This is a genomic window from Micromonospora avicenniae (assembly GCF_900156065.1).
Classification (GTDB): domain Bacteria; phylum Actinomycetota; class Actinomycetes; order Mycobacteriales; family Micromonosporaceae; genus Micromonospora; species Micromonospora avicenniae.
On the sequence record NZ_FTNF01000007.1, the window covers coordinates 154,637 to 179,044 of the forward strand.

General features: G+C 72.5%; 25 protein-coding genes, 1 pseudogene and 1 riboswitch. Of the genes and pseudogenes, 10 read left to right on the top strand and 16 right to left on the bottom strand.

What is annotated here, in order from left to right; translation table 11 throughout:
- Nucleotides 1–13 precede the first annotated feature (13 nt).
- The 8 genes from BXA10_RS13715 to BXA10_RS13750 all read right to left on the bottom strand — a co-directional run bounded on the left by BXA10_RS13715 (nt 14) and on the right by BXA10_RS13750 (nt 7,053).
- Nucleotides 14–1,483, bottom strand: a complete 1,470-nt coding sequence (locus BXA10_RS13715; RefSeq protein ID WP_076470711.1) for an alpha/beta hydrolase — start codon at nt 1,481–1,483, stop codon at nt 14–16.
- A gap of 167 nt (nt 1,484–1,650) precedes the next feature.
- Nucleotides 1,651–1,920 carry a hypothetical protein gene (locus BXA10_RS13720; RefSeq protein WP_076470845.1) on the bottom strand — a complete coding sequence of 90 codons (270 nt, stop codon included), beginning with the start codon at nt 1,918–1,920 and terminating at the stop codon, nt 1,651–1,653.
- Between the two features lie 5 nt (nt 1,921–1,925).
- Nucleotides 1,926–2,273 carry an ArsR/SmtB family transcription factor gene (locus BXA10_RS13725; RefSeq protein ID WP_076470712.1) on the bottom strand — a complete coding sequence of 116 codons (348 nt, stop codon included), beginning with the start codon at nt 2,271–2,273 and terminating at the stop codon, nt 1,926–1,928.
- A gap of 126 nt (nt 2,274–2,399) precedes the next feature.
- Entirely contained in the window at nt 2,400–2,894 is a 495-nt protein-coding gene (locus BXA10_RS13730; RefSeq protein WP_076470713.1) for a hypothetical protein, read from the bottom strand.
- 363 nt (nt 2,895–3,257) lie between these two features.
- Nucleotides 3,258–3,431, bottom strand: coding sequence for a CsbD family protein (locus BXA10_RS13735; protein ID WP_076470714.1), 174 nt, complete (start codon nt 3,429–3,431; stop codon nt 3,258–3,260).
- Nucleotides 3,432–3,567: 136 nt separating this feature from the next.
- Nucleotides 3,568–5,832, bottom strand: coding sequence for a heavy metal translocating P-type ATPase (locus BXA10_RS13740; protein ID WP_076470715.1), 2,265 nt, complete (start codon nt 5,830–5,832; stop codon nt 3,568–3,570).
- Between the two features lie 11 nt (nt 5,833–5,843).
- The gene (locus BXA10_RS13745) at nt 5,844–6,812 is read right to left on the bottom strand and encodes a hypothetical protein (protein ID WP_076470716.1); all 969 of its coding nucleotides are present in this window, start codon (nt 6,810–6,812) and stop codon (nt 5,844–5,846) included.
- 31 nt (nt 6,813–6,843) lie between these two features.
- Nucleotides 6,844–7,053, bottom strand: coding sequence for a heavy-metal-associated domain-containing protein (locus BXA10_RS13750; protein ID WP_076470717.1), 210 nt, complete (start codon nt 7,051–7,053; stop codon nt 6,844–6,846).
- A gap of 147 nt (nt 7,054–7,200) precedes the next feature.
- Between BXA10_RS13750 and BXA10_RS13755 the strand changes: the two genes are divergently transcribed.
- Nucleotides 7,201–7,497 (top strand): metal-sensitive transcriptional regulator, encoded by a 297-nt coding sequence (locus BXA10_RS13755; protein WP_076470718.1) that lies wholly within the window; start codon nt 7,201–7,203, stop codon nt 7,495–7,497.
- A 100-nt stretch (nt 7,498–7,597) separates the two neighbouring features.
- On the opposite strand, the gene BXA10_RS13760 is transcribed toward BXA10_RS13755, so the two are convergent.
- A complete protein-coding gene (locus BXA10_RS13760) occupies nt 7,598–9,655 on the bottom strand; it encodes a heavy metal translocating P-type ATPase (RefSeq protein WP_076470719.1) in 2,058 nt (685 codons plus the stop codon).
- A 264-nt stretch (nt 9,656–9,919) separates the two neighbouring features.
- Here BXA10_RS13760 and BXA10_RS13765 point away from each other — a divergent pair, with 264 nt between their 5' ends.
- Nucleotides 9,920–11,281, top strand: coding sequence for a YibE/F family protein (locus BXA10_RS13765; RefSeq protein WP_076470720.1), 1,362 nt, complete (start codon nt 9,920–9,922; stop codon nt 11,279–11,281).
- 166 nt (nt 11,282–11,447) lie between these two features.
- Nucleotides 11,448–11,578: riboswitch (cyclic di-AMP (ydaO/yuaA leader) on the top strand.
- A gap of 4 nt (nt 11,579–11,582) precedes the next feature.
- A complete protein-coding gene (locus BXA10_RS13770; protein WP_076470721.1) occupies nt 11,583–12,599 on the top strand; it encodes a coiled-coil domain-containing protein in 1,017 nt (338 codons plus the stop codon).
- A gap of 96 nt (nt 12,600–12,695) precedes the next feature.
- Here BXA10_RS13770 and BXA10_RS13775 read toward each other — a convergent pair whose 3' ends face one another.
- The gene (locus BXA10_RS13775; RefSeq protein ID WP_076470722.1) at nt 12,696–13,361 is read right to left on the bottom strand and encodes a carbonic anhydrase; all 666 of its coding nucleotides are present in this window, start codon (nt 13,359–13,361) and stop codon (nt 12,696–12,698) included.
- Between the two features lie 288 nt (nt 13,362–13,649).
- On the opposite strand from BXA10_RS13775, the pseudogene BXA10_RS13780 reads away from it, so the two are divergent.
- The 6 genes and pseudogenes from BXA10_RS13780 to BXA10_RS13805 all read left to right on the top strand — a co-directional run.
- Nucleotides 13,650–13,964, top strand: a pseudogene (locus tag BXA10_RS13780) (helix-turn-helix transcriptional regulator); the annotation flags it as partial.
- A 287-nt stretch (nt 13,965–14,251) separates the two neighbouring features.
- Nucleotides 14,252–14,623 carry a hypothetical protein gene (locus BXA10_RS13785; RefSeq protein ID WP_139337992.1) on the top strand — a complete coding sequence of 124 codons (372 nt, stop codon included), beginning with the start codon at nt 14,252–14,254 and terminating at the stop codon, nt 14,621–14,623.
- Nucleotides 14,624–14,903: 280 nt separating this feature from the next.
- On the top strand, nt 14,904–15,698 hold the full coding sequence (locus tag BXA10_RS13790; RefSeq protein ID WP_076470846.1) for a hypothetical protein: 795 nt from the start codon (nt 14,904–14,906) through the stop codon (nt 15,696–15,698).
- A gap of 123 nt (nt 15,699–15,821) precedes the next feature.
- Nucleotides 15,822–16,166, top strand: a complete 345-nt coding sequence (locus BXA10_RS13795; RefSeq protein WP_076470724.1) for a YkvA family protein — start codon at nt 15,822–15,824, stop codon at nt 16,164–16,166.
- Between the two features lie 30 nt (nt 16,167–16,196).
- Nucleotides 16,197–16,604, top strand: a complete 408-nt coding sequence (locus BXA10_RS13800; protein WP_076470725.1) for a pyridoxamine 5'-phosphate oxidase family protein — start codon at nt 16,197–16,199, stop codon at nt 16,602–16,604.
- A 449-nt stretch (nt 16,605–17,053) separates the two neighbouring features.
- Nucleotides 17,054–17,716, top strand: a complete 663-nt coding sequence (locus tag BXA10_RS13805; RefSeq protein WP_076470726.1) for a C39 family peptidase — start codon at nt 17,054–17,056, stop codon at nt 17,714–17,716.
- 8 nt (nt 17,717–17,724) lie between these two features.
- On the opposite strand, the gene BXA10_RS13810 is transcribed toward BXA10_RS13805, so the two are convergent.
- From BXA10_RS13810 to BXA10_RS13820, 3 genes are all read right to left on the bottom strand, one after another.
- Nucleotides 17,725–19,068, bottom strand: coding sequence for an FUSC family protein (locus tag BXA10_RS13810; RefSeq protein WP_076470727.1), 1,344 nt, complete (start codon nt 19,066–19,068; stop codon nt 17,725–17,727).
- Nucleotides 19,069–19,234: 166 nt separating this feature from the next.
- On the bottom strand, nt 19,235–19,417 hold the full coding sequence (locus BXA10_RS13815) for an antitoxin (protein WP_076470728.1): 183 nt from the start codon (nt 19,415–19,417) through the stop codon (nt 19,235–19,237).
- A 64-nt stretch (nt 19,418–19,481) separates the two neighbouring features.
- A complete protein-coding gene (locus BXA10_RS13820) occupies nt 19,482–20,129 on the bottom strand; it encodes a dienelactone hydrolase family protein (RefSeq protein ID WP_076470729.1) in 648 nt (215 codons plus the stop codon).
- A 226-nt stretch (nt 20,130–20,355) separates the two neighbouring features.
- On the opposite strand from BXA10_RS13820, the gene BXA10_RS13825 reads away from it, so the two are divergent.
- Nucleotides 20,356–20,556 carry a hypothetical protein gene (locus BXA10_RS13825; RefSeq protein WP_076470730.1) on the top strand — a complete coding sequence of 67 codons (201 nt, stop codon included), beginning with the start codon at nt 20,356–20,358 and terminating at the stop codon, nt 20,554–20,556.
- A gap of 47 nt (nt 20,557–20,603) precedes the next feature.
- On the opposite strand, the gene BXA10_RS13830 is transcribed toward BXA10_RS13825, so the two are convergent.
- From BXA10_RS13830 to BXA10_RS13840, 3 genes are all read right to left on the bottom strand, one after another.
- On the bottom strand, nt 20,604–22,976 hold the full coding sequence (locus BXA10_RS13830; RefSeq protein WP_076470731.1) for a glycoside hydrolase family 65 protein: 2,373 nt from the start codon (nt 22,974–22,976) through the stop codon (nt 20,604–20,606).
- A complete protein-coding gene (locus BXA10_RS13835) occupies nt 22,973–23,725 on the bottom strand; it encodes an HAD family hydrolase (RefSeq protein ID WP_076470732.1) in 753 nt (250 codons plus the stop codon). Before BXA10_RS13835 ends, BXA10_RS13830 begins: the two co-directional genes overlap by 4 nt.
- Nucleotides 23,726–23,809: 84 nt before the next feature.
- Nucleotides 23,810–24,274, bottom strand: a complete 465-nt coding sequence (locus BXA10_RS13840) for a DUF4442 domain-containing protein (protein WP_076470733.1) — start codon at nt 24,272–24,274, stop codon at nt 23,810–23,812.
- Nucleotides 24,275–24,408 lie beyond the last annotated feature (134 nt).

Consider the following 24,408-nt stretch of genomic DNA (forward strand, 5'->3'; position numbering starts at 1 on the left):
CGCCTCCGGTGGATCAGGCGGTCGGGTCCACCGCGGGGCAGCGGGCACCCTGTTCCGGCACCACCTCGTCGAGCAGGTACCGGTCCACCGCGCGGGACACGCAGGAGCTCGTCGTGTAGCTGCCGTGCCCCCAGCCCTCGTACGTCAGCAGCAAACCGTGTCGTCCGAGCTGGCGGGAAACGTTGGTCGCCCAGTTGTAGCCGCTGGCCGGGTCGTGCCGGGTGCCGGCGAGCAGCAGCGGCACGTCGGTGCGGACTCGGAGACGGTGCTGCGGGTTCGCGACCGGGGTCGGCGTGCCCAGGCAGGTCGAGAGCGCGAAGACGGCCTGGGGATACCGCAGGTCGGGCGCGAGCCGGGCGAGCCGGCGCAGGTGGCCGGCGTACTCCCGGTAGTCGCGGACCGGCAGTGACCAGTCCTGGCAGAAGACCGCGAAGGGGTACGGGCTGACCGAGGTGCCCGTCGTGGTGCTCGGCGCGGCGACCGGAGCCGGTAGGTTCGACTCCATGGTCCGGATGTCCTCCGCCAGCCCCGGCCAGTCCGGGCCGTAGAACGCCCGCTGTGCGAGCCGACTGAGCAAGAACGGGCTCAGCGGCGCGCCGGGGCGATCGGGGTCGGTGAGTTCGCCCCGCTCGGCGCGGGACCAGAGGCTGGCCCAGACGGCGCGAACGTTCCGCCCGTGCAGCGCGCACTTCTCGGCGGTCGCGCACCAGGCGACGAACTCGTCGAACGAGTCCTGGGCGGTGACCGCCTGGGTGTCCAGGAACGATCGGGTGGCGTGGCTGTGGTCGACGGTGCTCTCCAGCACCATGGCCCGTACCCGGTGCGGGAACAGCTCGGCGTACTGGAGGCCGAGCAGGGTTCCGTACGAGCTGCCGTGGAAGGTCAGCCGGCGCTCGCCCAGGGCGGCCCGGATCGCGTCCAGGTCCCGGGCCGCACTGATCGTGTCCACGTGGTCGACGAGCGGCCCGGTCCGCGTTCGGCAGTCGGCGCGCAGCCGCTCGTTGCCGGCCAGGGTGGCGGCGAATTGCGCCTGGTCGGCGATCACCTGGGGTTGCGCGGCGAGCAGGCTGGTGGCGCAGACGACCGGATGACTGCGGCCGGTGCCGCGCGGGTCGAAGCTCACGATGTCGAACCGGCGGCGCAGATCGTCACTGAACCGGGCGACACCGGTCACCACGCGGTCCACGCCGCTGTCGCCCGGTCCACCGGGACCGAACACCAGTGCGCCCGTGCGGGCTCCCGGGCCGGTGGCGGACCGCCGGGCGAGCGCCAGGTCGAACCGCTCGCCGTCCGGGTGGTCCCAGTCGACCGGGACGGACAGCGTCCCGCACTCGGCGGTGGCGTCCTGCTCGCAGGGCTGCCAGGTGATGGTCGAACGTGGTGCGGGCGGGGCCGCCGCGGCCGGCGGGCCGCCGACACCGACCAGCGCGACGACCGTCGCGACCGCCGGCGCCCAGCCGACGGATTTGCGTACGCGCAGCACGAGATGTTGTCCTCTCCTCGACGGGGCATTGCGGGAAGAACTCGCCCGTGGGCGAGGCGGTGCTGCTTCCACCCGGGCCGTCGAGTTGCCTCTCGACGGCCCGGGGCATCAGGCCGGGCTGGCTGGACTCCTGTCGAAGTCCCCCGGGGAGCCGCATGGAACAGGGGCTAGTCGACGTCCCGCAGGACACGTTCCAGCGTGGTCATCCGGTCCTCCATCGACCCCAGCCGGCCGTTCAGCGCGGCCAGCAGGCGCTCGTTGCTCTCCTGGAGCCGGACCGCCGTCTCGGCGAGGTGGCGGTACTCCTCCTCGTGAGCCGCGGCGAACCGGGCCCGCCGGGTCTTGCCGAACTGCACCACGGTCACCGTGATCACGCTGATGAGCAGGGCGAATATCCCGATCGCCCCGACCACCTCGGTCCAGTCGTGGTCGCTCATGCCGGTCACCGCTCGGCTTCGTGCGGGTCGATGGTGTCCGGCGGGGTCAGCGTCCGGGCCGCGTCCGCGATGCTGTCCGGGGTGAGCCGGAGCACGAACGGTTTCACCTCGTAGTACTTCATTGCCTTCCCGTCCTCCGACAACTCCAGCTGGGCGGACACGAGGCCGGCCGCCGTCAGCTTCCGCAGGTGAACCTGCAGCAGCGCACGGCTGATCCCGAGATCCCGGGCGAGGCGACTGACGTACGCCCGCTCCTGGGCCAGCGCGGCGATCACCCGGATCCGGTGTGGATTGGCCAGGGTGCCGAGCACCCGGACCAGGTCGTCCCCCGACAGCGGTGGGTCATCGCTCATGACGAGCCCTTGCACATGCAAAGAGAAGTTAGCGGGTCAACGTCGACGGCGAACAGCCTCGGCCCGGCGATCGAGGGTGAAGTCAGGGTTGGCCCCCAGGGGTGACGGCGGAACAGCCGGGCCGTTTCAGGGGCGGCAGTCCCGCATGAGGTTCGCCGGGATGGCGGTGAAGGTGTCGTCGAGCCAGGCGGCAGGACGGACGGCCCGGGCACCGGCATCGATCTGGTCGGCGGTCGAGGTGACCAGCGTCCTGATCTCGCGATCCTCCGCTCGGCGAGCCTGGCCGCGCACCTGGTCGGCCAGCTCGGCGAGGGTGCGGCGGAGTTGGGCGCTGATCTGCTCGCCGGTCAACTCACGCTTGGTCGCCGCGGTCGAATCCGCCGAGATCTTCTGGCTGGCGGCGATGATGAGCCGGTTGACGGCCTGGCACACCTCGACGGTGTTGGCGGCGGTCACCGGCGAAGGGCTCGTGGTGGCCGCCGGAACGCTCGTCGTACTCGGGAGGGGCTTCTTCGACGCCGGGTCACCGGACTCCGTTCCGGGCGCCTGGCACCCGGCGAGCAGCGCTACCAGCAGGGCCGCGACGACGGCTCTCCAGCCGGTCGACGTGGGCTGGGACATCGTCCTCTCCCGTCCGTGGTTGGCGTCCCCCGCTCGACCCGTCCGCGCGTACCTCGCCCTGCCAACGATCCGACGCCGGGCCAGGACACGTCGGCCCGCAGCCCTTCCAGGCACCCGGCGGCTACCGCAGCGCTTCCGGAACCGGCCGGCGTCCGCCAGAGCCTTGATCGACTCGGGCTCATTGAAATCGGGGTGTCGGGATGCGGCGGATGCCGCGACTTCAGGGACGTCGAGTCGATCACCCGCTCAGCGCACCCCAGGCCGACGGCACCCGCGCCAACGGCACGCCGGGCAGGCCGCACGCCCGGGCCGACGGCAACGCCGGGCCGGTGGCGACCGGCCCGGCGTGCGGTACGAGACACGTCAGCTCTTGAACGCGTCCTTCACCTTCTCGCCGGCCTGCTTGAGGTTCGCGGCGGCCTGGTCGTTGCGGCCCTCGGCCTCCAGCCGTTCGTCGTCGGTGGCCCGGCCCGCGTGCTCCTTGACCTTGCCAGTCGCGTCCTCGGTCGCGTTACGGATCTTGTCATCGATACCCATGACGAACCTCCCGTGCAAGACGTCGCTACCCCCGCACAGGTACCCAACCCACCCGCGGCCCAACCGCCCCCGAAGTGCGTCGATCACGAGGTCGACGGTGCCGCCGACCTCGTGATCGATGCCTCGGGCGTGGTGCTCAGGCGGGGTCCAGGGGGCGGAATCGGCGCAGGCGGAGGCTGTTGGCGACCACGAAGACCGAGGAGAAGGCCATCGTGGCGCCGGCGATCATCGGGTTGAGCAGCCCGGCCGCGGCCAGCGGCAGCGCCGCGACGTTGTAGCCGAAGGCCCAGACCAGGTTGCCCCTGATGGTGCCCAGGGTGCGGCGGGCCAGCCGGATCGCGTCCGCCGCGGCCGTCAGGTCGCCCCGGACCAGGGTCAGGTCGGACGCCTCTATCGCCACGTCGGTGCCCGTACCCATGGCCAGGCCCAGGTCGGCCTGGGCGAGCGCGGCGGCGTCGTTCACGCCGTCGCCGACCATGGCGACGACCCGTCCCTCGCCTTGCAGGCGGGCGACCACGTCCACCTTGTCCGCCGGCAGCACCTCGGCGATCACCTCGTCGATGCCGACCTCCTCGGCCACCGCGCGGGCGACCGTGGCGTTGTCGCCGGTGAGCAGCACGGGGCGGAGCCCGAGCGCCCGCAGCCGAGCCACCGCCGCCCGGCTGGTCGGCTTCACCACGTCGGCGACCGCGAGGACGCCGCGCGCCCGCCCGTCCCAACCGGCCAGCACCGCCGTCCGACCGGCGGCCTCCGCGTCGGTCGCCGCCCGCTCCACCTCCGGGGGTACGTCGAATCCGCGTTCCCGGAGCAGCCGCAGCCGACCGGCCAGCACCGTACGACCCTCGACGACGCCGGTGACGCCGAGCCCTTCGACGTTGGCGAAATCGGTGACGGGCGGCAGCACGCCGGACTCGGCCGCCCCCGCGGCCACCGCCCGGGCGATCGGGTGCTCGGAGGCGGTCTCCAGCGCGCCGGCCAGCCGGAGCAGCTCCTCGGCATCGTCGCCCTCGGCGGGCGCCACGTCCACGAGGGTCATCCGGCCGGTGGTCACGGTCCCGGTCTTGTCCAGCACGACCGTGTCGACCTTCCGGGTGTTCTCCAGCACCTCCGGCCCCTTGATCAGGATGCCGAGCTGGGCACCACGACCGGTGCCGACGAGCAACGCGGTGGGCGTGGCGAGGCCCAGCGCACACGGGCAGGCGATGATCAGCACCGCCACGGCGGCGGTGAACGCGGCGGTCGGGCCGGCGCCCGTGCCGAGCCACCACCCCAGGGTGCCGACGGCCAACGCGATCACGATCGGCACGAAGACGCCGGAGATCCGGTCCGCGAGCCGTTGCGCCGCCGCCTTGCCGCTCTGTGCCTGCTCGACCAGGCGGGCCATCTGCGCGAGCTGGGTGTCTCCGCCGATCCGGGTGGCGGTGACCACGAGCCGGCCGCCGGCGTTGACCGTGGCGCCGACGACCGCGTCGCCCGGACCGACCTCGACCGGTACGGACTCGCCGGTGAGCATGCTCGCGTCGACCGCCGAGGTGCCCTCGTCGACCACTCCGTCGGTGGCGATCTTCTCCCCTGGCCGCACGACGAACCGGTCCCCGACGGCGAGCTGGTCGACCGGTACGCGGGTCTCCACCCCGCCGCGAAGCACGGCGACGTCCCGCGCGCCGAGTTCGAGCAGCGCGCGCAGCGCGGCACCCGCGTTCCGCTTGGAGCGGGCCTCGAAGTACCGCCCGGCGAGGATGAACAGCGTGACCCCGGCCGCCGCCTCCAGGTAGATGTTCCCGGCGCCGTCGGAGCGGACGATGTCGAAGCGGAACGGGTGCGTCATGCCGGGCATCCCCGCGTCACCGAGGAAGAGCGCCCAGAGCGACCAGCCGAACGCGGCGAGCGTGCCCACGGAGACCAGGGTGTCCATGGTGGCGGCGCCGTGCCGAAGGTTGATCAGCGCGGCCCGGTGGAACGGCAGCCCGCCCCAGACCACGACCGGCGCGGCCAGGGTCAGCGACAGCCACTGCCAGTAGTCGAACTGCCACGCCGGCACCATGGCGAGCAGGATCACCGGGACGGTCAGCGCCAAGGACGTCCAGAGCCGGTGACGCAGACCGCGCAGTTCGTCGACCGGCGCCTCGGCGACCGGCGTGCCCGCCGGCGTGGGCGGGGGCGGCACCTGCGCCGTGTAGCCGGTCTTCTGCACGGTGGCGATCAGGTCGTCCGGGGTGACGTCGTCGGCGAAGCGGACGGTGGCCTTCTCCGTGGCGTAGTTGACGGTGGCGGAGACGCCCTCCATCCGGTTCAGCTTCTTCTCGATGCGCGCGGCGCAGGACGCGCAGGTCATGCCGCCGATGGAGAGTTCGATCAGGTTCGGTGCCGTCGGCAGCGGGGTGCTGCTGGTGGTGGTCATCACGGCTCCCGTCAGTCGTGCCCGTGGCCGGGCCCGCCGTGCTCGGCGGAACCGGTCGGGGCGGGTGGGTTCGGGGCGGGCGGGACGTCTTCGGCGTGCGCGCCGCCGGCCACCACGGTGAACTCGGCGGTGTGCACCGCGCCGCCGTGCTTGAAGTCGAGGTAGAGCCGGTAGGTGCCGGCGGTGGGCACCTCGGCCAGGAAGGTGACGGCCGGTCCGGGCCGGGTCCGCCCGTCGCCCGGCTCACCGTCCGGATGGACGTGCAGGTACGCGAGGTCACCCTGGCGCAGCGCCACCAGGTGACCGTACGCGCCGAGGTAGGGCTCTAGGTCGGTCACCGGAGCGCCGTCGCGGCTGATGGTCAGTGTCAGTTCGGCGGTACGGCCGGGCTGCGGGTCGCCGGCCAGCGTGACGGTGTAGCCGTCGACCGTGGTGCTGGTGCCGGGCGCCGGTAGCGGCCGGGAAGTCAGCGCGCCGGGCACGGTCACGTCGATGCCGAGCGTCAGGGGGTCGCCCCCGGTGGGAGTGAAGTCGGCGAACGCCCGCCACACGCCGGGCCCGGCCAGCGGGGAGGCGACCCGCCAGGTGCCGTCCGGCCCGAGTTCGGGGTGCACGTGCCGGAAGCCGGAGAGGTCGCGGCGCGCGACGATCAGGTGCATCTGCTTGTCGTGCGCCACGTCGTACGCGGTGACCGGGCGGCCGTCGCCCCCGCTGATCTGGAAGGCGAACTCGCCGGCCGGGGCGGCGACCGGGGTGAGCGTGTAACCGCGGTCGGAGACGAGCAGGCCGCCGGGGAGGTGAGCGGCTGCGGAACCGCCGCCCGGATGATCGGTATCGCCGTGACCGGCGGTCGCCGTGTCGTCGTGGCGGGATTCGGCGGCCGGGGTGACGGGGCCGGCCACCCGGCCGACCCCGTACGCCGCGCCGAACACCGCCGCGAGGCCGAGGGCGAAGCCACTCAGCTTCAAGGGGGCGCTCACAGTGGAACCTCGATTCCTGGTCGCCTGCCGCTCACTCGTCGACGAGGTCGTAACCGGCCTCGTCGACGGCGGCGCGCACCGCGTTGGTGTCCAGCGGACTCTCGCTGGTGACGGTGACCCGGCCGGTGGCCAGGTCGACCTGGACGTCGCTGACGCCCGTGACCGCGCCGACCTCGGCGCTGACCGCGCTCACGCAGTGGCCACAGGTCATGCCCTGCACCTGGTACGTCGTGGTGACCATCGCGTCTCTCCTTCCATCGCCAGCTTATACCCCCTGGGGGTACCAGCCGGGCAGATTTCGGCCCCGGGGCCGGCTCGAATACCGGGCGGGGGTATCTGGACACTGGGACCGTACCATACCCCCAGGGGGTAGGCTATCCTTGCCGGCATGACCACACCGACGCCGATCCGCGGATACACGGCCAGCAAGGACCAGCTGCTCGCGCGGCTGCGCCGCATCGAGGGGCAGGTGCGCGGCGTCGAGAAGATGGTCGACGAGGACCGCTACTGCATCGACGTGCTCACGCAGATCTCCGCCGTCCAGGCCGCACTGGACAAGGTCGCCCTCGGGTTGCTCGACGGGCACGCCCGGCACTGCATGCACGAGGGGGCGGCCGAGGGACGCGCCGACGAGATGGCCACCGAGATGATGGCCGCGGTCGGCCGGCTCATGAAGCGCGGCTGACCGCGTCCGCTCAGCCGGCGCGCGGTGCCCCCGCGATTCACGGCAGGCACGCGGCCGGCCGGCGCGGAGCGCGCCCCGCGACCCACGGCAGGTGCGGCGGTCAGCCTGCGTTCGTCGCGCCGAGGCGTACCCGGCGCAGCAGCTGGGCGTTGAGCGCCACCACGATGGTGGATCCCGACATCAGCACCGCGGCGACGGCCGGGCTCAACGACAACCCGGCCCCGGCCAGCACCCCCGCGGCCAGTGGCAGGGCGACGACGTTGTAGCCCGCCGCCCAGGCCAGGTTCTGCAGCATCTTCCGGTACGAGGCTCGCGAGAGCCGGACCACGGCTGCCACCCCACGCGGATCGGAGGAGGCGAGCACCACCGCGGCGGACTCGATCGCCACGTCCGTGCCGGCCCCGATGGCGATCCCCACGTCGGCCCTGGCCAGCGCCGGGGCGTCGTTCACCCCGTCGCCGACCATCGCCACGGTCAGCCCACGCCGCCGCAGGTCGGTCACCTTCGCGTCCTTCTGCGCCGGCAGCACCTCCGCGAACACCTCGTCACCGGAGCCGAACCCGAGGTCCGCGGCGACCGACTCGGCGACCGGCCGGGCGTCGCCGGTGATCATCGCGATGGTCCGTACGCCCTGGGCGCGCAGCTCGACGACCGCCTCGCGCGCCTCGGGGCGTACCTCGTCGGTGAGCGCCAGCGCACCGAGCACCGTGTCCGGCCGCCGTACCAGGTACAGCACCACCGCACCTCGGGCGGTCCAGCGACCGGTCGAGTCCCGGAGCACGTCGGGCAGGCGTACGCCCAGCTCGCGTAGGAGCGCCGGCCCGCCGACCGCGTACTCCCTGCCCGCCACGGTGGCCTGCACCCCGCGGCCGGGCAGGGCCCGGAATCCGGTTGCCGGTGCGGTCCCACCTTGCTCCCCCGCCGCCGCGACGATCGCCCGGGCCATCGGATGCTCGCTGTCGGACTCGACAGCGGCGGCGAGCCGCAGCAGCTCGTCATGCTCGATGCCGGAAGCGGCCGCCACCTCGGTGACCACGTGCTCGCCGCGGGTCAGCGTGCCGGTCTTGTCGAACAGCACCGCGTCGACGGTCCGCATCCGTTCCAGCGCCAGCCGGTCCTTGACCAGGATCCCGGACTTCGCGGCCAGCGCGGTGGAGAGCGCGATCACCAGCGGGATCGCCAGGCCGAGCGCGTGCGGGCACGCGATGACCAGCACCGTGACGGCCCGGACCACGGCCTCGTCGCCCCTGCCCATGAGCGTCCACACCAGCACCGTGACCACGGCGGTGGCCATGGCCACGTAGAACAGGGCCGCCGCGAACCGGTCGGCCAGCAGCTGGGCCCGCCCGCTGGACTGCTGCGCCTCGGCGACCATGCGCTGGATGCCGGCGAGCGTGGTCCGCTCGCCGACCGCCTCGACCCGGACCCGCAGCGCCGAGTCGGCGGCCACGGTGCCCGCCACCACCCGGTCGCCGACGGACCGGGGCACCGGCCGGGACTCACCGGTGATCATCGACTCGTCCAGCTCGGCCGCGCCGTCCACGACCCGCCCGTCCGCCGGCACCCGCCCACCCGGCCGGACCAGCACCACGTCGCCGACCCGCAGGTCGGTCACCGGCACCGGCTCGGTACGGCCGTCCTCCGCGACCCGTTCGGCGCGGTCCGGCAGGAGCGCGGCGAGTGCCGCCAGCGCGCCACGTGCCTGCCCGATCGCCCGCATCTCCTGCCAGTGCCCGAGCAGCATGATGGTGACCAGGGCCGCCAGCTCCCACCAGAAGTCCAGGTCGAATGCGCCCAGGCTGGTGGCGAGCGACGCGCCGTAGGCGACGGTGATCGCCATGGCGACCAGCAGCATCATGCCCGGCGCCCGGTCGCGCACCTCGCGTACGGCGCCGACCAGGAACGGCCAGCCGCCCCACCAGAACACCACCGAGCCGAGCACCGGGCCGACCCAGGTGAGTCCGGGCGCCTCGATCCGGTAGCCGAACCAGTCCATGACCATGTGGCTGGTGACCACGACCGGCGCGGTGAGTACCAGGCAGAACCAGAACCGCCGGCGGAACATCGCCGGGTCGTGGCCGGCGTGCCTGTCGTGCCCACCTCTGCCGTGGGTCGGCTCGGATGCGTCCGAAGGATGGTTCGACGGATGTGCGGGCATGACACCAACATGCCCCTTCGGCCGCCGATGCGGGTGCCTTCGCCGCCACGCGCCGCGACAGTTGCCTGCGCCGACACGCGACGACAGGTGCCTGCGCCGACACGCGCCGCCACACCGCCGGGGCGCGAACGGGTGCCGGAGCACCCACCTGGTTAGCATTCCGACGATGGCTCTCCGGATCGTTCCCCGCGGGGCGGCCCCACGCCGCTGAACCGATCGCGCCACCGGTACGTACCCCGCCCCGGAGTCGTTGGGAGATTCGTGATGGGCGCCGAGCACACCCGTCCCACGCCGCCCGCCCCGCCGGGGGTGCGGCGGGTCCTCCTCGTCACGGTGGTGCCGCTCGTCGTCGCCACCGTGGTCGCCGCCGTGCTGCTCTGGCCGCGGAACGCACCGGAGGTGGACGGTGGCGGCGACCCGGCCCGGTACCACGGCACCGTCACCCGGGTGGTGAGCGAAGCCTGCCCGAGCCCGGCCGAGACGCCGGAGGACACGCCCGGTGGGCAGCCGACGCGGTGCGGCACCGTGACCGTACGCGTGGAGAACGGCCCGGCCGCCGGTCAACAGGTCGAGGCACCGATCCCGGAAGGCCCGGGGGCACCCGCTGTCGAGGCCGGTGACGAGGTGGTCGTGGTGGAGCTGACCGATCCGGCCGACCCGTCGTCGTCGAGTTGGAACGTCGCCGAGCATCAGCGCGGCGAGCCGCTCGGCTGGCTGGCGCTGATCTTCGCCGCCGCGATCGTCGCGTTCGGCCGGTGGCGGGGCCTGGCCGCGCTCGCGGGTCTCGCCGCGAGCTTCGGCATCCTGCTCACCTTCGTGCTCCCCGGGATCGGCGCGGGGCACCCGCCGCTGCTGGTCGCCGTGGTCGGCGCCGCGCTGATCATGTTCGTGGTGCTCTACCTGACGCATGGTGTGACCGCGCAGACCTCGGTCGCCGTCCTCGGCACCCTCGGCAGCCTGGTACTCACCGGCGTCCTCGGTGCCCTGGCCACCGCCGCCGCCCACCTCACCGGGTTCGGCAGCGAGGACGCCCTCACCCTGTCGATGTTCCAGAGCGACGTGGACCTGCGCGGCCTACTGCTGGCCGGGATCATCATCGGGTCGCTCGGGGTGCTCGACGACGTCACGGTCACCCAGGCGGCCACGGTCACCGAGTTGGCCCACGCGAATCCCGGGCTGTCCCGACTCCAGCTCTACCGGGCCGCGACCAGGGTCGGCCGCGCCCACATCGCGTCCACCGTGAACACCATCGTGCTCGCGTACGCGGGCGCCTCGCTGCCGCTGCTGCTCCTGCTCACCGCCGACTCGCGCCCGGTGAGCCAGATTCTCACCAGCGAATTCCTCGCCCAGGAGATCGTCCGCAGCGCGGTCGCGACGCTCGGGCTGATCGCCGCCGTTCCGCTCACCACCGGCCTGGCCGCGATCGTCACCACGGCCGGACGGTCCGTCACCGCGCTGGCCGGGGACGAGCCCGCCCCGGTCAGCCCGACCGCTCGCCCCGGATTCGACCGGACCGACGTGCTGGAGGCGTTGAGCGCCGCCCGGCCCGGTCCGCCCCCGAACCCACCCCCCGCCGCCTCCGGCGGCCGGCCCGACCCGGACGGGAGAACGGACAGCGCATGGTGACACTCCTCAACGTGACCACGCGGGCTCGACGGCGCGATACCTGCGTCACTCGTTACCCAGCGCTATGGCGAAATGACGCTTTTAGTCGGCATCCGGGCGTAGATCCCCGCGCCGACTCTCAGGTAACCTCGCTGCCGGTTACCGCCGAAGGCGCGCAGCGGCGCCTGCGGTACCACCGCCCAATCGCCGTACGGCGAACCGGGAACCCAGGTACCTGGGGTGAATCCGCGTCCGCGGTAGGGGCCACTTCCGCCCCGAACCCGTCAGCTAACCCGGTCGGCGGTCGACGGAAGGGAACACTGTGACGGCACCCCTACGCCGCTGGTTGACACCTGTGGTGGCCGTGTTCGCCGCGCTGGCTGTGCTCGCCGGGCCCCTCCCGGTGTCCGCCGCGCCCAAGCCCGCCACCCCGTCCGGGCACGAGGACGACGATCCTCCGCTGCTCACCGACGTCGTCGAGACGACGAACCGCAACTACACCGCCGCCAAGGCCAGGCTGGAGAAGTCCAAGAAGCGCCAGCTGCAGCTGGGCCTGGACGTCAAGCAGGCCGAGGCCGAGTTGAGCGCGTTGGCGCCGCAGGTCGGCCAGATCGCGGCCCAGTCGTACCGCACCGGGCGGATGGGCGCGGTCGGCATGCTGCTGACGAGCAACGACCCGGACTCCTTCGTCGAACGGGTGATGGGGCTCGACGAGCTCAACATGGTCAACTCGCAGAAGCTCGCCCGGATCAACGAGGTCAAGCACCGCGCCGAGCTCGCCAAGCTAGCCATCGACGCCGAGGTCCGCGAGCAGCAGAAGCAGGCCGCCGTCATGGCCAAGCAGAAGCGCGAGGCGGAGAAGGCGCTGGCGCTCGTCGGCGGTAAGGGATTCACCGGCGGCCTGGTCTCGGCCACCTCGCCGGTGGCCAGGATCGGCCCCGGCCGCACCGCCGACGGCGACTGGAAACCGGAGTCGTGCAGCGAGAACGACCCGACCACCTCGGGCTGCATCACGCCGCGCACGCTGCACGCGTACAAGGAGGTCAAGCGGGCCGGCTTCAACCGGTTCGTCGGCTGCTACCGGCCGGGAGGCCCGTGGGAGCACCCGAAGGGGCGGGCCTGCGACTGGTCACTGCAGAAGAGCGGCTTCTCCCCCTGGCACAACGACGACACCCGGATGTACGGCAACAACGTGGCGGCGTTCCTCATCCGCAACGCCGACCGGCTGGGCATCTACTACGTGATCTGGAACCGGCAGATCTGGTTCCCGGCCACAGGCTGGAAGTCCTACAGCGGCCCGTCCAACCACACGGACCACGTACACATGTCGCTCCTCTAGCGACCGGCTGGAACGGAAAGGGCCGCCCCGCAGTCGCGGGGCGGCCCTTTGCTCTGCCCGGGAGGTGTGAGCCCGGCGGCGCGGTTGACTACGGGGTCAACCCAGCGACGCGGCCGGCGCCGGATCGGAACCGGCAGCGGCGGAGATCTCCCCGGCGACCTGGTGGACCTCACCGGCCGCCAGCCGGTACGACATGCCGACCACGGCGCACCGCCCGGCCGCGACCTCGGCGGCCAGCACGGCGGAGTTGTCGAGCAGGGCCTCGACGGTCTGCGCGATGTGGATGTCGATGATGCGACCCAGGTCGTCGACACCTTCGGCCTCGGCGCGGCGGAGGCTGGGTAGCACGGCGTCCACCACCGCGTCCAGATGGCCGGGCGGCTGCGTGCCGGTGGCGAGGGACTCCCGGGCCGCCCGCACTGCACCGCACGAGTCGTGTCCGAGCACCACGACCAGCGGCGCATTCAGCACGGTGACCGCGTACTCGACGCTGCCCAGCACCTCCGGTCCGGTGGTGTGCCCGGCCGTACGCACCACGAAGAGGTCGCCCAGCCCACGGTCGAAGATGATCTCAGCGGCGAGGCGCGAGTCGGAGCAGCCGACGATCACCGCGAACGGGTGCTGCTCGTCGGCGAGCGCGGCCCGGTGGCCGGCGTCCTGGTTGGGGTGGCTCGGGGTGCCGGTGACGAAGCGGTGGTTACCCGCGATCAGCTCGGCCAGTGCCTGCTCCGGACGCAGGATCGGCGCTTCGGGTCCGCTCATCCCCGCACCTCGACTTCTCTACGCGATCGAATTGACGACCCACAGTCACCGCCGCGGGTTCCCGATCCACGGTCACACCCACCCGAAGACACGTCAAGGTATACGTGATTTGCGTTTCAGGTATTCGCGGACATTCGAATGGCCCGGCCCGCCGTCGAGCAACGCTCGCCCCGTGATCGGCTCGACCGCGTTGATGTCGCGGCGTCCCGATGCCCGGACTTCGAGCAACCCGGGTTGACCATGCATCCGCGGATCGATGGAACCGGATGGCCGGGCTCGGGCCCTACGATGACGGCCATGGCGACGACCGAAAGCGGGTACGGCAGCCCCCGAAATTGGACTTTCCTCACCAATCACGGACACGTGCTGCTGGCCATCGCCCGCAACCCCACCGCAAGGCTGCGGGACGTCGCCCACGAGGTGGGGGTCACCGAGCGGGCCGCCCACGCGATCGTCGCCGACCTGGAGGCCGGCGGTTACCTCAGCCGCACCCGGGTGGGGCGTCGCAACGAGTACACGATCAACCCGGCCGGCCGGTTCCGCCACCCGGCCGAGGCCGACCAAGAGGTGGGTGCCCTGCTCGCCCTCTTCACCGAGCTGCCCACCGCCTCCGACGCGGCCGGCACCGGCACGACGGCCGGCAGCCCGGCCCCCACCAGCACGACCGAGGCCAGCCCGGCCCCCACCAGCACGACGGCCGCCAGCCCGACCGAGGCCGGCGCGAGCGGCACGAGCGGCGCTGGCGGCGCCAGCACCGGGAAGCCCTCGGGCGGGAACGAGTAGCTCCAGCCGCGGGCGTCCGTCCAAACGGGAGGGGTGGGCACGGTCACGTGATCCCGGTGCCCCGTCGTGCTGCGCCCGGCGGCCGAGAGCGATAGGTTAGTCACGTGATGTCCGTAGCGTCCGCTCGCCCCACCTGGCGGGCCGCGCTGCGTTCGTTGGGCGAGATGACCCGCCTTGCCGTGGCCGCGCTCGCACTCACCGTCGGGCTGGGTGCCGCCGCCCCAGCACCGGCCGGGCCACCGGCCACCGTCGCCCAGCTGCAGCCCAACGTGGTCAGCAGCCAGGTCGAAGTGCTGCGGCCCGAGGTCGCGCCGGTGGCCGAGCGGCTGTCCCCGACCGACACTCCCGTGCGTCGTCCGGTCCGCGGGCCGATCCTCGCCACCCCGGCCGCCGGCACCATGACGCCGGCGCCCGAAACGTCCACGGCCTTGGACGCCGGCCGGGTCACGCCCGGTCGCCGCGGTCCGCCGCTCGCCTGACCCGAGGGTCATCCGCCCCGGCTCCGACGGCCCCGCCCAGACCCTGACCGACGTCACTCCCGGTCTCGGCTCGCGGGGGCTGAACGGCCCGTCGCCCCGGCTTCGCGGCCGCCGCGCCCGTCCGTCGTATCGGATGCCCGCCGTGCCCGCACCGCACCGGGCCCGACCGGTCCTCCCGACGACGTGTCGCGACGTCGGACGGAACCCTCCACCCAGTCGTCATTCCGCTCACCAGCGGGTCAGATCGTTCACTTCCGACACCGACCACGAGGTGCAGATGATGCAGACCGTCCTCTCCGCCGTCCTGCCCGATGTGCCCCGCGCCGCCGTGATCTGGCTGAGTTTGCTCGCCGTCGTGGGCGTCGCCGTCGCCGCCCTGCTGCTCCGGCCGGGCCGGCTCGCGATCGACGCCGCCAAGCGGGTCCGGAGCGCAGCCATGCCGAGCCCGCTCGAACTCGCCGAGGAGGAGCGCGAGCGGACCCGTTACTCGCAGGAGGTCGCCGTGGCCGCCGAGCGCGCCACCGCCACCGCGCAACGGCAGCGCGCGGAGTGGCTCGCCGCGCAGGAGGCGGTCGAGGTGGCCTGGCAGGCGTACGAGGCCGCCGAGGCGGACGTACGCCGGCTGAGCGCCGCCGCTGCCATGCCGCTCCCGCGTACCGCCCGCACCCCGTCCGAGTACGTCGACCGTGAGCGCTACCTGCACCGTGCGGCGCTGGACGCGTACTGGCAGCGGGAACTCTCCGTCGAGCAGCTCAGCGACGTGTTCGCGCACCGCAACGGCTGGGACCCGCGACTGCACCCGGTGGAACAGGAGTTGGTGCTGCGCCGGGCGGTACGCGACAACCTCCTCGCCCGCCACCAGGCGGCACGGGAGCAGGAGCAGGCCGCGTGGCGGGAGGCCGAGCGCGCTGTCGCGGCGGCCCGGAGCCTCCGGGAGGAGGCGTTCGCCGCCACCGGCCGCCGGGTCGAGGACGCCCAGTCGGTGCTGCCGCTGAGCGAGGTCGCCCAGCCGGCGGAGCAGACGCGGGAGAACCAGGTCGTGGCGCGGGGCCGGGCGGCCGTGCCGGCGTACTGAGCAGCGCTGCCGCCGGGAGGCGCACGCGGTGAAGGCAGCCGGGCCGGGGCGTCGTCCGCCGGTACGTGGTGGTCGATGGCCCGGCATCGGGTGGGCGCGGCCCGATTGGGTTAGCGTGACCGCATGTCCCGGGAAGCGTGGATCGTCGTCCTCGTCATCGCTGGCATCGTGCTGCTCGCGACGCTGGTCGGCGTCGTGGTGCTGGCCGTCCGGGTGGTACGGACGCATCGCCTGCTCACCTCGCTCGGCGCGAGCGGCAAGCTGGCGCTCTACGGCGCGCTCCTCTACACGATCTTCCCGATCGACCTGCTGCCCGATCCGATCTACCTGGACGACATGGGCATCCTCGCCGGCACGCTGTTCTACCTCACCCGGCTGGTCCAGAAGCACCGGGCGGCCGCGCGCCAGCTGCCGGGTCAGCCGTACGCTCCACCGGGGACCGGGCACGACCGCCGGCCCGTTCCATGATCGGTCGACGGCGGGAGGCGGGGGACGGAGATGCCGGGGGCGCACCTGTTGGACGTACGTGACGACCGGGTCGTCGCCTTCTGCCGGGAACGGCACCTCGCCACGCTCACCACGCTCCGCCCGGACGGTACCCCGCACGTGGTGCCGGTCGGGGTGACGCTGGACCCGGCGTCCGGCCTCGCCCGGGTGATCACCTCGGCCGCTTCCCGCAAGGCTCGGCACGTCGCCGCTGCCGGCCCTCAGGGCGCACCGGTGGCGCTCTGCCATGTCGACGGCCGCCGCTGGCTCACCATCGAGGGCCGCGCGGTCGTACGGACGGACGCGGCCGCGGTCGCCGAGGCGGAACGCCGGTACGCGGAGCGTTATCGCACCCCGCGTCCCAATCCGGAGCGGGTCGTCGTCGAGGTCACCGTCACCCGGGTCTTGGGCAGTTTGTGAAATATGCCGCGCGGTGCGCCACGCCCGCGCGCCACGATGTCGCCTACCCCGCAAGATCGTACGGGCGCGCCGCACCAGCGCGGCAAGATCGCGCTTGATCTAGGAAATAGTGGCCTCCGATCGCAGGGACGCCACTATTTCCCTGTTGCAGCATGATCTTGTGGCGCGATCTGGTCGCGATCTGACGGAACGCGACACCGACAGCGTGTGACACGAAGGACGTCCCTTCGCAAAACGCCGACAAGTACGTGCGGGACGCCCGAAAGTGCGTAACGGGACGCGGGCACCGGGGTCGCCGGCCGCCGGAATGCCGGCCGGAGCAGGGCCGTTACAACCGCGGGACGCCCGTGGGCCGTACGGTCCGCGCGTCGTTCCGCAGCTGAGCCGAGCCCCCTGTCCCGGTGCGTGCGCCTCCATCGGAGGCGCCACCCCCGATTGGAGCCCGACCCATGAACCCCATCCTTCACAAGAGCGGTCTCTCCGTGGCCGGCCTGCTCGTCGCCGGCGGGTGCGCGCTGGGTCCCGCGGTGGCCGCACCCGCCGCCCCGCCCCAGACCGGGCCCACGGCCACGTCCGCGCAGGCCGACAAGGGTGGCCACGACCGGCGGGCCGAGCGCCTCGTGAACGTGGACTACCAGGCCCAGCCGAACTTCTTCTACTGCGGACCCGCCGCGACGCGGATCGCGCTCTCCGCGCAGGGCAAGGAGATCTCGCAGGACGACGTCGCCGCACTGCTGGGCACCACCGAGGCGGGCACCCCGTCCGCCCTGGACACCACCCGGGTGCTCAACCAGCTGACCGGCGGCAGGTACCGGACCACCGAGATTCCGGACTCGACGGCCAAGCCGAGCGAGGTGGAGCGTCTGCGTACCGACGCGATGAAGGCGCTCGACGACGGGCGTCCGGTGGTGGCGAACGTCAAGGGCACGGCCGTGGACACCAACGGCGTTCCGCACTCGTACGAGGGTGGCCACTACGTGACCCTGATCGGCTACCGGGACGGCGGCGACAGCATCCGGATCGCCGACCCGGCCGACCCGGCCGACAGCGAGTACTGGATGCCCCTCGCCAAGGTCGCCAACTGGATCGCGGAGCGCGGCTACTCCGCCTGATCCGAGCATCACCGCGCCGGGCTGCTCCTGCGGGGGCGCCCGGTGCTCCGCGTTCTCCTGGCCCGGTTGCTGGTACGCAACGAAGAGCGACGGGACAATCGGGCGTCCCTGGTGGAGAAGTTCCGCTTGGCGGCCCGGTGCAGCCGGCGGTGCACCAACGGACGAATCGAGTGCTGCCCGGCAGCGGCCGCCGTACGAACGAGCCGGTTCGCTTCGGCGGGCTCGTAACCGGTGGCCCGGAGCAGGTCGCTGGCGCTGGCCCGGAGATCGGTGGTCAGGGTGTCGCCGAACGAGTGGACGCCGTGCGCCCACGCCCGGCCGGCGAGGTCGGCGGCCTCCAGGACGAGCGCCCGGGTCCGCTCGGGTTTGTCGTCCAGCCGGCACTCCTCGCGCATCTTCAGCACCGATTCGGACAGCCGCACGAAGGCGCCAGGTAGCTCGTCCGGAATGGGTTCCTTGTACTGGATGGCGGTCGCCGACCGTCTCGCCATGACCCGGACGTTCAGCACCAGCCGTTCGACGTGCGTCAGGCTGTTGGCGTACCGGTGGAACTGCCTTCGCCGGTGCCAGCGTGCCGGGGCCAGCGTGACCACCTCCTCCGCCCCGCTCAGCGCCTCGTTCAACCGGCCGATGTCGGCTTCGAGGCCGCGCACCCGCTCCAGGGATCGGATCGACCGGTCCGCGTCACGCTGCCGAAGGGCGACGCCGATCTCACCGAGTTGGTCGGCGATCGCCGAGAAGACCGGTGACGCCGCCCGGTCCAGCACCCGGATCGGGTTGACGGGCAGCAGCAGCACGACGACGACCAGACCGATCCCGCCCCCGATCAGCGCGTCGAAGATCCGGGGCAGTTCGAGATTGCCCTCCATCGGGGTCAGTGTGGAGATCAGGACGGCCGTACCACCCGCCTGGCCGACCAGCGCGCCGCCCCGGCCGGCCACCAGCAGCGCGGTCGCGATCGCCAGGCCCACCACCAGCCCGGTCTGCCAGGCGCCGATACCGAGGAAGTAGCGCAGCAGGTCGCCGATCACGATGCCGAGCCCCACCCCGCCCAGCAACTCGAAGGTGCGCCGGGCGCGCTGCCCGATCGCGGATGCGATGGTGGCGACGGCGGCCGCAGGGGCGAACACGTGCATACCGCTGCCGAACAACGTCTGCGCGATGAGGGTGGCGAGCGCCGCGGCGAGCCCGGCCTGCACCGCGATCACGAGGATGACCTCCAGTTGGCGCATCCGCGCCTTGCCCTCCTCGCCACCACGGCGCCGGGCGTGCCGGAGGTGCTTGCCGCTCTGTGCGGCGGCCATGCCCAGTGGCGACCGTTCGGGTTCCTGCTCAGGACGGTCGTCGGTCATGACGGTAGTTACCCCGCCCGGGACAGGCGAATCGTTGGTCGCGGCCGCTCTTGCCCGCGACGTTCGGGCGATTCTCGCCACCGTGCGACGTCCGGGGCGACAAATCCGTCCGGACAGGAGCTTCCCGGGGAGCCGTGACACGGCACCCCGGGAACGGCGTTTCGCCTCAGCGCGCCTGGTCGCCCTCACCGGTACGCGCCTGGGCCCGGTCGACGGCCTTGTCGATCTGGTCGTCGTACTTGCCGCCGGTGCGTTTGTTGGCCATCTCGCCGCCCTTTTCCAGCGCCCGGTCGATCTGCTTGTCGTGCTTGTTCGCGAAATCCTTGGCCTTGTCCATGAAGTCACTCACGGCATACCTCCTCGGTCCGGGCATCGAACCTGATGTCTTCCCAGGGCCTGCGACGGCAAACTGGTCAGCGGGTGAGGTGCCTGGTGAACCAGTCACCGGCGGCGGCCGTGACCTGGTCGAGGGTGCCGGGTTCCTCGAAGAGGTGGGTGGCGCCGGGCACGATGTGCAGCTCGACCGTGCCGGACAGTTGAGCGCGTGCCTGCTCGTTGAGGGCGATCACCTCGTCGTCGAGGCCGCCCACGAGCAGCAGGGTCGGGGCGCGTACCGCGGCGAGCGCGGAGCGGGCCAGGTCCGGCCGGCCTCCGCGGGAGACCACCGCATCCACCTGCCCGGGCCGGGCCGCCGCGCTGACCAGTGCCGCGGCAGCGCCGGTGCTGGCACCGAAGAGACCGATCGGAAGGCCGCGTGTCGCCTGCTCGGCGCCCAGCCAGTCGACGATCGCCGCCAGCCGGTCGGCGAGCAGTTCGATGTTGAAGCGCAGCTCGGCGGTACGGGAGTCCACCGCGTCCTCGGCCGGCGTGAGCAGGTCGACCAGCACGGTGCCGAGCGCGCGTTCGTTGAGTATGCGGGCGACCGCGACATTGCGGGGACTGTGCCGGGAGCTGCCACTGCCGTGCGCGAAGAGCACCACCCCGACGGAATCGGCCGGAAGGATCACGTCGGCCACCAGCTCCACGTTTCCGACCGGAATCGTCACCTCACGCACGTCCATGCCCTGACCTCCGCCCGCGGGCCACTGCGCCCGGCGGGGACCGTCTTACCCCGCCGGGCGCAGCGCAAGCCTGCCGGGCCGAGAGCCGGCGCGCCGGCGGCCGCGCCCTGCCGACCCAGGGCCGCCGCCGGTGCCGTGGCGTTTGTCGACGGGCGCGTCGGGTAGGCGACGATCGACCGCAGACCGTGTCGGCGCAGCCGCGCCCCGACGGATCGCGAGGATCACCATGGCCCAGCAGCGGCAGACGTCCCGGCAGCAACAGGCGTCCCGACATAAGCAGAGGTCCGAGGAGGAGAGCCGGCTACAGTCGGCCGAACGCAACAAGGACTGGGCGGACAACGCCGCCCACGCGCGTACGGCCGACGATCCCCGGACGATGGCACCGCGTGACGCGGGAGGCCGCCCCTCGACGGGTGACCGTTTCTGACCTGGGCATCACGGTCGGGGTGGGCAGCGTCCCGCCCCGACCGCCCGTCACGGCTCGGTCTCCGGCAGCCGGAGCAGCGGCGACCGGCCGGGCGGGTGCTCCGGGGCCGGTCCGGCGGGATGCGCCGCGGGAATCGGCACCGTCACCGGCTCGTCGCAGGTGACCCGGATGGTCTGACCGTGATGGCGCAGTTCGACCACGTCGTCCGGGTCGGCGTGGCGCAACGCGTACGTCGTCTGGTGCGGCCGCACGTCCACCCGCAGTCGCCGCCCCCGCCACAGGAGCGAGAACTCCAGGCGGCTCAGCTTGCTGGAGAGCCGGGGTGCGAACGACAACGTGCCGTCGTGGTCACGTAGCCCGCCGAACCCGGCCACCAGAGCGATCCAGGCGCCCGCGAGCGAAGCCATGTGCACACCGTCGCGGGTGTTCTCGTTCAGGTCGTGCAGGTCCATCAGCGCGGCTTCGCGCAGGTAGCTGTGCGCCAACTCCGGGTGACCGACCTCGACGGCCAGCACCGCCTGGGTGCAGGCCGACAGAGACGAGTCCCGCACCGTACGTCGCTCGTAGTAGAGGAAGTTCCGCAGCTTCTGCTCCGGGGTGAACGCGTCACCCCGCCAGTGCATGGCCAGCACCAGGTCCGACTGCTTGATCACCTGCTTCCGGTACAGGTCGAAGTACGGGTAGTGCAGCAGCAGCGGGTACTTCTCCGACGGGGTGTGCAGGAAGTCCCACTCCTGGAGCCGGGTGAACCCCTCCACCTGCTGGTGCACGTCGACGTCGTCGTCGTACGGGAGGTGCATGTCCGACGCGGCGTCCCGCCAGCTCGCCGCCTCCTCGTCGGTGACGCCGAGGTGCACCGCGTCGTCCCGGTAGCGGTTCACCAGCTCGGCGGCGAAGAGCAGGTTCCGCTGCGCCATCAGGTTGGTGTAGATGTTGTCGTTCTTGACCGCCGTGTACTCGTCCGGCCCGGTCACCCCGTCGATGTGGAACTTGCCGTGCCGGTCGTGGTGGCCGATGGAGCGCCACAGCCGGGCGGTCTCCACCAGCAGTTCCAGACCGATCTCGCGCTCCAGCTGGTCGTCCCCGGTGACCAGCACGTACCGGCGCAGCGCGTCGGCGATGTCGGCGGCGATGTGGAACGCCGCGGTGCCCGCCGGCCAGTATCCGGAGGATTCGGGACCCTCGATCGTGCGCCAGGGGAAGGCCGCGCCCTTCAGGTTCAACGTCTGGGCCCGCTCCCGGGCCGAATCGAGGGTCGCGTGCCGCCAGTGCAGCGCGTTGCGGACCGCGCTCGGCTGGGTATAGGTGAGCACCGGCAGCACGAACATCTCGGTGTCCCAGAACGCGTGCCCGTCGTACCCCGGACCGGTGAGCCCCTTGGCCGAGATCGGCCGGCGTTCGGCGCGGGCGCCGGCCTGGAGCACGTGGAAGAGGCCGAAGCGGACCGCCTGCTGCACCTCCGGGTCACCCTCGACCCGGACGTCCGACGCGTCCCAGAACTCGTCGAGGTAGGCCCGCTGGTCGCGGCAGAGCCCGTCCCAACCGTCGAGCCGCGCTGCGGCCAGCGCCGCGCCGACCTGGTCACGCAGCGCCGGCAGTGACCGCCGGCTGGACCAGCCGTACGTCAGGTACTTGACCACCCGAAGTTTCTCGCCCGGCCGGAGCACGCAGCCGATCGTGGTGCGGACCCAGTCCTCGTACCCTTCGGACTCGATGCTCGTGCGCTCGGGCCCGTACACCTCGTGATCCATGGCGGCGGCGACGCGCAGCCCGGAGACCTTGGTCCGGTGGACGAGCAGCCCGCCGTCATCGGTGGTCAGCTCCTCCTCCGCCTGCAACGGCGATTCGAGCACCGCCGCCACCCGGGGGTCCCGGCTCTGCGCCGGCAGCGACTCGTTCGCGACGAGCTCCGACTGGAGGATCAACCGCAGCGGCTCGCCGACCGCCTCCACCTCGTAGTTGATCGCGGCCACCGACCGTTGGGTGAACGAGACCAGCCGGGTGGTGCGGACCTTGACCTCGCGGCCGGACGGCGAACGCCAGTGCACCTCCCGGTGCAGGGTCCCGGCGCGCATGTCGAGGATGCGCTCGTGCGAGAGCACCTCGCCGTAGCGGACGTCGAGCGGCTCGTCGTCGACCAGCAGCCGGATCAGCTTGCCGTTTGTCACGTTGACGATGGTCTGGCCGGACTCGGGGAAGCCGTACCCGGCCTCCGCGTACGGCAACGGGCGCAGCTCGTAGAAGGAGTTCAGGTAGGTGCCGGGCAGACCGTGCGGCTCCCCCTCGTCCAGGTTGCCGCGCAGACCGATGTGGCCGTTGGAGAGCGCGAAGACCGACTCGGACTGGGCCAGCACGTCCATGTCCAGCCGGATCTCCCGGACGTGCCACGGATCGACCGGATAGGCCCGCTCCCTGATCATGCGTCGCGCCCTTCGTCCAGCAGCTCGGACAGGTCTCGGACCACGACGTCGGCGCCGTGCGCGCGCAGCTCGTCCGCCTGGCCCACCCGGTCGACCCCCACCACGTAGCCGAAGCCACCGGCACGCCCAGCGGCCACGCCGGAGAGCGCGTCCTCGAAGACGGCCGCCCGGGACGGGTCGACGCCGAGCGCCCGCGCCCCGGCGAGGAAGGTGTCCGGTTCCGGCTTGCCGCGCAGGCCCTCGGCCCGGGCGACCAGTCCGTCCACCCGCGCCTCGATCAACGGCTCCAGTCCGGCGGCGGCGACCACCTCACGGCCGTTGGCGCTCGCCGTGACCACGGCCCGCCGCAGCCCGGCGGCGGCCGCCGCCTTCACGTACGCCACCGAGCCGGGGTATACGTCCACGCCACGGGTGCGCAGCTCGTGCAGGAGCAGGACGTTCTTGCGGTTGCCGATCCCGTTCACCGTCTCCGCCTCGGGCGGGTCGTCCGGCGAACCCTCCGGGAGCACGATCCCGCGGGAGGCCAGGAACGTCCGTACGCCGTCCGCGCGGGGCCGCCCGTCGACGTAGCGGTTGTAGTCGGGCCCGGGATCGAATGGCCGGTACGGATCTCCGGTGGCGGTGGCCCGCTGCCGCAGGAACGCGTTGAACGTCTCGGTCCAGGCCGCGTTGTGTACCCGGGCGGTCTGCGTCAGCACACCGTCAAGATCGAAGAGGCAGGCGGTCACATCAGCAGGCAGGCCCAGCACGTTCCGAATCTAACCACCCGAACGGACCGGCAAACCCGTTTCCGGGCCGTCGAGATCCGCCTGGGCGGTTCATTGCGGTGTGGGTCACTGGGGGCGCAGCGTCCAGATCACAGTCATCTCCGACGTCGGGGTGCCGTCGTCGGTGCTGATCTCGACCTGGACCGGGAACTCCGGGCGCTTGCCGGCATCCAGCTCGGCGACCACCTCCGCGGGCGGGCGACCCAGCCGCGCGGTGGCGCGTACCGGCCCGAGGGCCAGCTTGCGGTACGCGATGTCCGCCCGGACGGCCAGCGGCACCGCCCGGTCGAGCAGCTGCCCGAACGCGGCCAGCACCACCGCGCCGGAGGCGGTCTCGCCGAGGGTGAACATGGCCCCGGCGTGGGGGCCGCCGACGTGGTTGTGGGTGGCCGACGTGTCGGGCAACCGGAGGACCGCCCGGACACCACCCTCGGCTTCGGGGGCGATCTCGAGGAACTCGAAACCGAGCGTGCGGGCGAAGGGCACGGCCTCGAGCATCCCGGCCGCCACCTGGCGTGAGTCGATGGACATGGCGAGACGCTACTCCCGGGTAGTTACCCCGACAAGCCCGACCGCGGTCGCGCCCGGCGTGCGGGTGGTCGTGGTGCCGCAGGTCGCCGACGGCTCGACCCGCCGAGCGGACCGCAGCCGGTCCGCCGACGATC